The 1,592-nt window shown below is 68.5% G+C and carries 1 protein-coding gene; it reads left to right on the top strand.

The genetic code is table 11. The annotated features are described in order from the left end of the window. Positions 1-131 precede the first annotated feature (131 nt). Positions 132-1,382, top strand: coding sequence for an IS701 family transposase (locus tag M1203_RS38465; RefSeq protein WP_283959529.1), 1,251 nt, complete (start codon positions 132-134; stop codon positions 1,380-1,382). The last annotated feature ends 210 nt before the right edge of the window (positions 1,383-1,592 follow it).

Genomic DNA, 1,592 nt, shown 5'->3' on the forward strand with positions numbered 1-1,592 from the left:
CCTAGTACTCCAGCAGGATTTCGGTGTCTGACCTGGTCTTTCGCCCGGTGGTGGGAGTGTAGCGGGACTTCGGTCGTGCGGGGGCGGTCTCACGGAGACCGCCCCTCGATCGTGCGACAACGCCGCAGGTAATGACAGCATCGGGGCAGCCTCCGAGGGTGATCACCGAGTCTGCCGCCGCGCAATGGGACCTCGAACTGGATGACCTCTTCCTGACCATCGGGCACCGCTTCGGCCGAGTCGAGCTCCGTCGTCGGATGCGGGACTACGTGCGCGGGCTGCTCGCCCCGGTGGCCCGCAAGAACAGCTGGCAGCTGGCCGAACAGGCTGGCCACTCCACCCCGGACGGACTGCAGCACCTCCTCGCCGGATCGAAGTGGGAGCCCGATGACATCCGCGACGACCTGCAGGAATACGTCGCCGCCAAGCTCGGCGAGGCCGACGGCGTCCTGATCGTCGACGACACCGGGTTCATCAAGAAGGGCACGGTCTCCGCCGGGGTCCAGCGCCAGTACTCCGGCACCGCCGGCCGGACCGAGAACTGCCAGATCGGCGTCTTCGCCGCCTACGCCACCACCCGGGGCAGGACTCTGATCGACCGCGAGCTCTACCTCCCGAAGTCCTGGACCGAGGACCGGGAACGCTGCCGCACCGCAAGGGTCCCCGACGAGCGGGAGTTCGCCACCAAGGGCGAACTGGCCCGGCACATGGTGCTGCGGGCTCTGGCCTCGCCGCTGCCCATCACTTGGGTCACCGCGGATTCCGCCTACGGCCAGGACAACCGATTCCGCCGACTGCTGGAACAGTCGGGTGTCGGCTACGTACTGGCCGTCCCCAAGTCCCAGTTCAGCGTGGGCTGTTCACGGATCGAGGGCCTGTTCGCTCAGGCACCCGCCGAGGCATGGGAGAAGATCTCATGCGGCGACGGCGCGAAGGGGCCCCGCGTCTACCACTGGGCAGCGGTGCGGCTGCCGGCCGTCGCCGAGTTCGACTATCAGGGCGAGGTCCCTCACCGGATGCGGTGGGCACTGGCCCGGCGCAGCATCAGCAAGCCCGACGAGATCGCCTACTACCTCGCCTACGCGCCCCTTCAGGTCACCGTCCAGGAGCTGGTGGGTGTCGCCGGGGCGCGCTGGGCGATCGAGGAGTGCTTCCAGGCGGCGAAGAACGAGTGCGGCCTGGACCAGTACGAGGTCCGCCGCTACGTGGGCTGGTATCGGCACATCACTCTGGCTATGCTCGCGCACGCCTTCCTGGCCGCCACGGCACACCGGCCCTGGGAAAAGGGGGCGGAACAGGTGAGACACCCGGGCTCATCGGGCTCACAGTGGCGGAGGTTCGGCGACTCCTGGCAGCTTGTCGTGCCCGGCCCCCGCACCTGAGCGGACACCGCGGACGACACCACGCGCTGAGCTGGTCGAACTGGCGCCGCCGACGCCAAGCAGTCGCCCGCCGCTGTCATTACCTGCGGCGTTGTCGCACGATCGAGGGGCGGTCTCCGTGAGACCGCCCCCGCACGACCGAAGTCCCGCTACACTCCCGCCACCCGGCGAAAGACCAGGTCAGACACCGAAATCCTGCTGGAGTACTAG

This window comes from Streptomyces sp. 35G-GA-8 (assembly GCF_023534745.1).
Taxonomy (GTDB): Bacteria; Actinomycetota; Actinomycetes; order Streptomycetales; family Streptomycetaceae; genus Streptomyces.